The organism is Terriglobales bacterium (assembly GCA_035457425.1).
Taxonomy (GTDB): Bacteria; Acidobacteriota; Terriglobia; order Terriglobales; family Acidobacteriaceae; genus JACPNR01.
This window is the reverse complement of the sequence record DATIBR010000174.1, coordinates 1-5759: the sequence shown is the minus strand read 5'-3', so window position 1 is coordinate 5759 and position 5759 is coordinate 1. Positions and strand designations below refer to the sequence as shown.

5 protein-coding genes are annotated in these 5759 nt (G+C 65.6%); 2 read left to right on the top strand and 3 right to left on the bottom strand.

The annotated features are described in order from the left end of the window. The 3 genes from VLA96_13285 to VLA96_13275 all read right to left on the bottom strand — a co-directional run. A partial coding sequence (locus VLA96_13285) for a sugar ABC transporter permease (protein ID HSE50173.1) occupies positions 1-747 on the bottom strand: 747 nt, incomplete at its 3' end. 121 nt (positions 748-868) lie between these two features. After that, the gene (locus VLA96_13280; GenBank protein HSE50172.1) at positions 869-2230 is read right to left on the bottom strand and encodes an extracellular solute-binding protein; all 1362 of its coding nucleotides are present in this window, start codon (positions 2228-2230) and stop codon (positions 869-871) included. Positions 2231-2274: 44 nt separating this feature from the next. Next, the gene (locus tag VLA96_13275) at positions 2275-2937 is read right to left on the bottom strand and encodes a ribonuclease activity regulator RraA (GenBank protein HSE50171.1); all 663 of its coding nucleotides are present in this window, start codon (positions 2935-2937) and stop codon (positions 2275-2277) included. On the opposite strand from VLA96_13275, the gene VLA96_13270 reads away from it, so the two are divergent. Then, positions 2894-3658 (top strand): enoyl-CoA hydratase-related protein, encoded by a 765-nt coding sequence (locus tag VLA96_13270; protein HSE50170.1) that lies wholly within the window; start codon positions 2894-2896, stop codon positions 3656-3658. The genes VLA96_13275 and VLA96_13270 overlap by 44 nt on opposite strands. 29 nt (positions 3659-3687) lie before the next feature. Then, complete coding sequence (locus VLA96_13265) at positions 3688-5655, top strand: DNA topoisomerase IV subunit B (protein ID HSE50169.1); 1968 nt, start codon at positions 3688-3690, stop codon at positions 5653-5655. Positions 5656-5759: the final 104 nt, after the last annotated feature.

The following is a 5759-nucleotide window of genomic DNA, read 5'->3' as shown; positions in this document are numbered from 1 at the left end:
CGTCGCCAGCACGTGGGTGAGGTCGGCGGGCCCGCCGCCGGTGAGGAGGTACACGCTGTTGAAGTCGCCCAGCGTCCAGATCATCGACAGGATGGTGGACGAGAGATACAGCGTGCGGATCGACGGCCACGTGACGTAGCGGAATTTCTGCCACGCGCTCGCGCCGTCCACGCTGGCGGCCTCGTAGAGCTCCTTCGGGATCGCGAGCCGCCCGGCCATCAGGATCAGCGTCCAGAACGGCAGCGCTTTCCAGATGTGCACCAGCATCGCCATCGTCATCGCGAGCGGCGGGTTGGTGAGCCAGTTCGGCCCGTCCGCGCCGGTGAGGCGGAAGATGAGCGAGTTCACCAGGCCCCATTCCGGGTTGAGCATGAAGCGGATCGAGAAGATGGTCGGGATCGCCGGCACCGCCCAGGGAATGATGAAGATCACCGACAGCCAGCGGATCCAGCGCCGCTCGTGCACGAAGAAGCCCGACAGGAAAAGCGCCAGCACGAACTTGAGGTTCACCGCGACCAGCAGGAAAAACACGGTGTTGAGGACCGTGGGGAAGAACACCGGGTCCTCGAACAGCGTGCGGTAGCTCTCCGGGTTGCGCGCGAGCCACAGCCCGTACGAGACCGGGTAGAGCACGAACACGAAGAACACCACGACGTAGGGCGCGAGCAGCAGGATGCCCCACGCCTGCCACGTGTTGATCCCGCGCCGTTGCGCGGGCTGCGGGTGAGGAATTGCTATCGCGGACATGCTTTGCTTTATGCCCCCCTGACAAGGGGGGTGGCGCGGAGCGCCGGGGGGTTTCGGTTTTCGCTCAAACCCAACCCCCCGCTCGCTTCGCTTGCGGCCCCCTTGTCAGGGGGCCAAACCCCTATCCAGCGACCTGCTTGATACGCGCCACCATCTCGTCGACCGCCTTCTCCGGCGTCCACTTGTCGACCACCACGCGGTTCACCGCCTTCGCCCACACGTTCTCGTTGTTGAGGATGGTGAATTTCCAGTTCTTGGTGAACTCGAAGGGCACCGTGCCGGCCGAGAACTGCGCGTGCACGATCTTGCGGTGCGGGTCCTCGGTCCAGAACGCGCGCGACGCGGCGGCCTTCTTCACCGGGTACCAGCGCCCGAGCGCGCCCTCCACGTAGGGCGTGAGGTTCTCGTCCTGCATCGCGAAGGCCACGAACTCCTTGGCGCGCTTCTTGTTCTTCGCGTTGTTGAAGATCACGCCGACCTTGACCGCCGAGCGGTACTGCATCGGCTTGCCGTCGGGCTTGGCCGGGAAGCCCGCGGTGGCGATGTTCTCGTAGTAATTCTTCTTCGCCTCGGCGCGCTGCTCGCCGGTGAGCTTGTCGTTGTTCATGTCGTCGAGCCACTTCGAGGCGATCGAGATGGTCGCGTTGTGCGTCATCATGATCTGCTTGTTGTGGAACGCGACGTTGTTGTCCGGATCCTTCCAGTTCACCGCGGAGGGCGGCGTGCAGCCCGCGTCGATGGTGTGCGCATAGTCGCGCACCGTCGCCACCAGGCCCTTCTTCACCTCCGGCCGGTCGACCAGCAGTCTTCCGTTGTCGTCCACCACCTTGACGTTGTAGGCGTCCATGTAGGTGAGGAAGGAGTAGAACGAGTCGCTCGAGTCGACGCCCATCGGCGAGCCGATCGAGTACAGGCGCTTGCCGCTCTTCTTGCGGTAGCCGGCCTGCGCCTTGCCGCACCAGAAGTCCCAGTAGGCCTTCCAGGTCTTCGGGATGTCGCCGTCCTTGAAGCCCGCCTCGGCCAGCATGTCCTTCCAGTACTGGATGTGCATGGTCTGGCGCTTCATCGGGAACGCGTAGTAGGCGCGCTTGCCGGTCTTCTCGTTCAGCAGGTACACGGTCTCGAGCGTGACCGGCAGGAAGTCGCCCTTCATCGGCGTGAGGATGTCCGAGAGGTCCTCGAGGCGGCCCTCGGCGGCCCACTTGCCGGCAACCTGGAAGTCGAACACGTCGCCGTAGGCGACGTCGGGCGGCGTGCCCGCGTCGAGCGCGGCCACGGCCTTCGGCACCGATTCCTGCGGCGAATAGCGCGACAGCTCCACCTTCACGCCGGTCTTCTTCTCGAACTTGGCGACCATGTCGTCGAGCGCCTTGTCCTCCTGCGGGTAGAACCCCTTGGTCCAGTACACGACCAGCGTTTCCTGCGCCGCCGCCACGGACGCGAAGGCGCCCAGCACGCAAGCGGCGAAAAGCTTCCTCAACATGGATCGGCCTCCTCTGGGTGAACTTGTATGATAACTGACGAATTTCAGGCTTTGGGGTTGTTGTTCTTCCAGGCTTCGAATTCGGCCTTGGTCTCGGCGCTCGGCGGGTAGAGCCCGAAAATGGAGCGCCCTTCCTTCACGCGCGCCTCCACCCAGTCCTCGAACTGGGTTTGCGCCTCGGCTTCCTTTGCAACTTCGTCAGCCATCTTGGCCGGGATGACCACCACGCCCTCGGCGTCGCCGACCAGCACGTCGCCCGGGTAGACGGCCACGCCGCCGCAGCCGATCGGCACCTGGCTCTCCACCGCGTGGTGGCGTACCAGGTTGAGCGGCGCCGAGCGCGCGCCGCAGTAGGCCGGCCAGTCCAGCTTCTCGATGGTGGGCGAGTCGCGCAGCCCGCCGTCGGTTACCACGCCTGCCGCGCCGCGCACCATGAGGCGCGTCATCAGGATGTCGCCGCCGGTCGCCGCGGCTGCGTCGCGCCGCGCGTCCATCACCAGCACGTGGCCCGGCGGGCAGGCCTCGATCGCCTCGCGCTGCGGGTGCCCGCGGCCCTCGAAGGCGCCGAGCTGGTCGACGTCCTCGCGCGCCGGGATGTAGCGCAGAGTAAACGCTTCGCCCACCATGCGCGGCGCGTCCTTGTTCAGCAGGAAGATTCCCTGGATGAAGACGTTGCGTAGCCCGCGCTTGAACAGCACGGTGGTCAAAGTCGCGGTGGAAACTTTTTTCAGCGCCGCGCGGCTATATGATGAAAGCATGGTGGAAGTGGAACGCGAAGGAGCGGTCGCCCGAATCTTCCTCAACCGGCCGGAAAAAGCAAACGCATTGAATTCCGCCATGTTGGCGGAGCTGCACCACGCTTTGCGGAAAATTGACGACGCAAAAGTCGTGGTCCTGGCCGGCCGTGGGAAGGCGTTCTGCGGCGGCGCGGATGTCGTGGAATTGCGCTCTTTGAACGTCGAGACCGCGCCCGCTTTCGTCACCCGGATCCATGAAGCGTGCAAAATCATCCGCGAGCTGCCGGTGCCGGTGGTCGCGCGGCTGCACGGCGCGGTGATCGGCGCGGGCCTCGAGATTGCCGCGGCCTGCGACCTGCGCGTCGCGGCCGACGGCACGAAATTCGCCATGCCGGAAGTGAAGCTCGCGATCCCGTCGGTGGTCGAGGCGGCGCTGCTGCCCCGGCTCATGGGCTCGGGCCGGGCGGCATGGCTCGTGCTCACCGGAGAAGCGATCGACGCGCGGCGCGCGCTGGAATGGGGCCTGATCGAGGAAATCGGCCACGGCGAGAAGCTCATCCAGGCGCTGCTCGCCGCCGACGCCGGGGCGCTGCGCATGCAGAAGCAGCTCCTGCAGCTCTGGGACGAGGCTTCGCTCGCCACCTCGGTGGCCGCGAGCATCGAGCGCTTCGCGCAGGCGTACAATAGGTAGGGCTAGCGCAGCAAGGAAACACTAGATACATGGCAAAACCGCAGGTCTACGACGCCTCCGCGATCCAGGCCCTCAAGGGCCTCGAGCCGGTGCGCCGCATGCCGGGGATGTACACCCACACGGTGCATCCCCTGCACATCGTCCAGGAAGCGATCGACAACGCGGTGGATGAGGCGCTCGCCGGATTCGGCAAGCGCATCACCGTGAGCGTGTTCAAGGACGGCTCGGTGCAGGTCGAGGACGAAGGCCGCGGCGTGCCGGTCGACATGCACCCGGTGGAGAAGAAGCCGGCGGTCGAGGTGGCCTTCACCATGCTGCACGCGGGCGGCAAGTTCTCGCGCTCCGGCGACGGGGTGTACCACATCTCCGGCGGCCTGCACGGCGTGGGCGTGGCGGTGTCGAACGCCTTGTCGAAGCGCTGCGAGGTCGTGGTGTTTAGAGAAAATCAACGCCATTCGATCGTGTTCGAGGGCGGCGAGCTCAAGCAGAAGCTGAAGAGCGAAAAAATCAAGGAGCGCAAGACCGGCACGATCGTGCGCCTGTGGCCGGACCCGAAGTACTTCGACTCGGCGCACATCCCGATGAACGAGCTCGAGCACCTGGTGCGCTCGAAGGCCTACTTGCTGCCCGGCCTCACCATGGCGCTGGAAGTCGAAGGCAAGCAGACGCGCCTGTGGAAGTACGAGCGCGGCATGGCGCAGTACTTCGAGATGATGCTCGACGGGCGCGAGATGGTGGCGCCGCTCTTCGCCGGCGAAAAATATTTCGACGAGAAGACGCAGCTCACCGACATCGAGCCGGGCGAGGGCGCGTCATGGGCGATCGGCTGGGTGGCGGAGGGCGACATCTTCGCCGACAGCCACGTCAACCTGATTCCCACGCGCTCGGGCGGCACGCACGAGGCGGGCTTCCGCTCCGGCATCTTCGACGCGCTCGCCGCCTTCATGGACGGGCGCGGCCTCGCGCCCAAGGGCGTGAAGCTGATCCCGGACGACCTGTGGCAGCGCGCCTGCTTCACGCTCTCCGCGCGCATCGTGCGCACGCAGTTCCACGGCCAGACCAAGGAGAAGCTCACCACGCGCCACGCCGCGCGCCTGCTCGAGCTGTGCGTGAAGGACGCCTTCGAGCTGTGGCTGAACGAGCACGTCGACGAAGGCAAGAAGATCGTCGAGCTCGCCATCGAGCAGGCCATGGCGCGCCTCGCCAAGGGCAAGAAGGTCGAGCGCAAGAAGTCGAGCGGCATCGCCACGCTGCCCGGCAAGCTGGTCGAGTGCGCCTCGGGCGACATCACGCGCAACGAGCTTTTCCTGGTGGAGGGCGATTCCGCCGGCGGCTCGGCGAAGGAGGCGCGCGACAAGGAAACGCAGGCGCTGCTGCCGCTGCGCGGCAAGGTGCTCAACTCCATGTCGAAGGACAGCCGCACCGTGCTCGCGAACAAGGAGCTGCAGGCCATCGCCACCGCGATCGGCGTCGACCCGCACGGCGCGGAGGAGAAGGTCGACCTCGGCTCGCTGCGCTACGGCAAGGTGATCGTGATGACCGACGCGGACGTGGACGGCGGCCACATCCAGGCGCTGCTCCTCACTTTCTTCTTCATGCACGCGCCGCGCCTGGTCGAGGCGGGGCACCTGTACGTGGCGCAGCCGCCGCTCTACAAGGTCGAGGTGCCGAGCCAGGGCAAGGGCAAGCCGGCGCGCCGGCTGTATTGCCTCGACGACGACGAGCTGGATGAGACCTTGAACCAGTTGAAGAAGGAAAAGGTCAAGGACGGCAGCTGGGAGATCTCGCGCTTCAAGGGCCTGGGCGAGATGAGCCCGGAGCAGCTCTGGGAAACCACCATGAACCCCGACGCGCGCCGCCTGGTTCGCATGGAGTTCGACACCAAGAACCTCAAGGCGGTGCGCCAGACCTTCGAGAAGCTGATGGACGCGGGCGAAGCCGAGGAGCGGCGCAACTGGATGCGGGAGCACTGGAAGACCGTGGAGGCCGACGTATAGAAAAGGGGTCAGAGCAAATTTTTCGCTATGGCGACGAAAAAGAAGAAATCGCGGCAAAAGCCCGTGTGGGAACGAGCCTACAAGGGTCATGTCCTCTGGCTCGG

Bases quoted from the DNA above. Each gene is read 5' to 3' on its own strand.
- VLA96_13280 (HSE50172.1), bottom strand. From the start codon at position 2,230: ATGTTGAGGAAGCTTTTCGCCGCTTGCGTGCTGGGCGCCTTCGCGTCC.
- VLA96_13270 (HSE50170.1), top strand. From the start codon at position 2,894: ATGAAGACGTTGCGTAGCCCGCGCTTGAACAGCACGGTGGTCAAAGTC.
- VLA96_13265 (HSE50169.1), top strand. From the start codon at position 3,688: ATGGCAAAACCGCAGGTCTACGACGCCTCCGCGATCCAGGCCCTCAAG.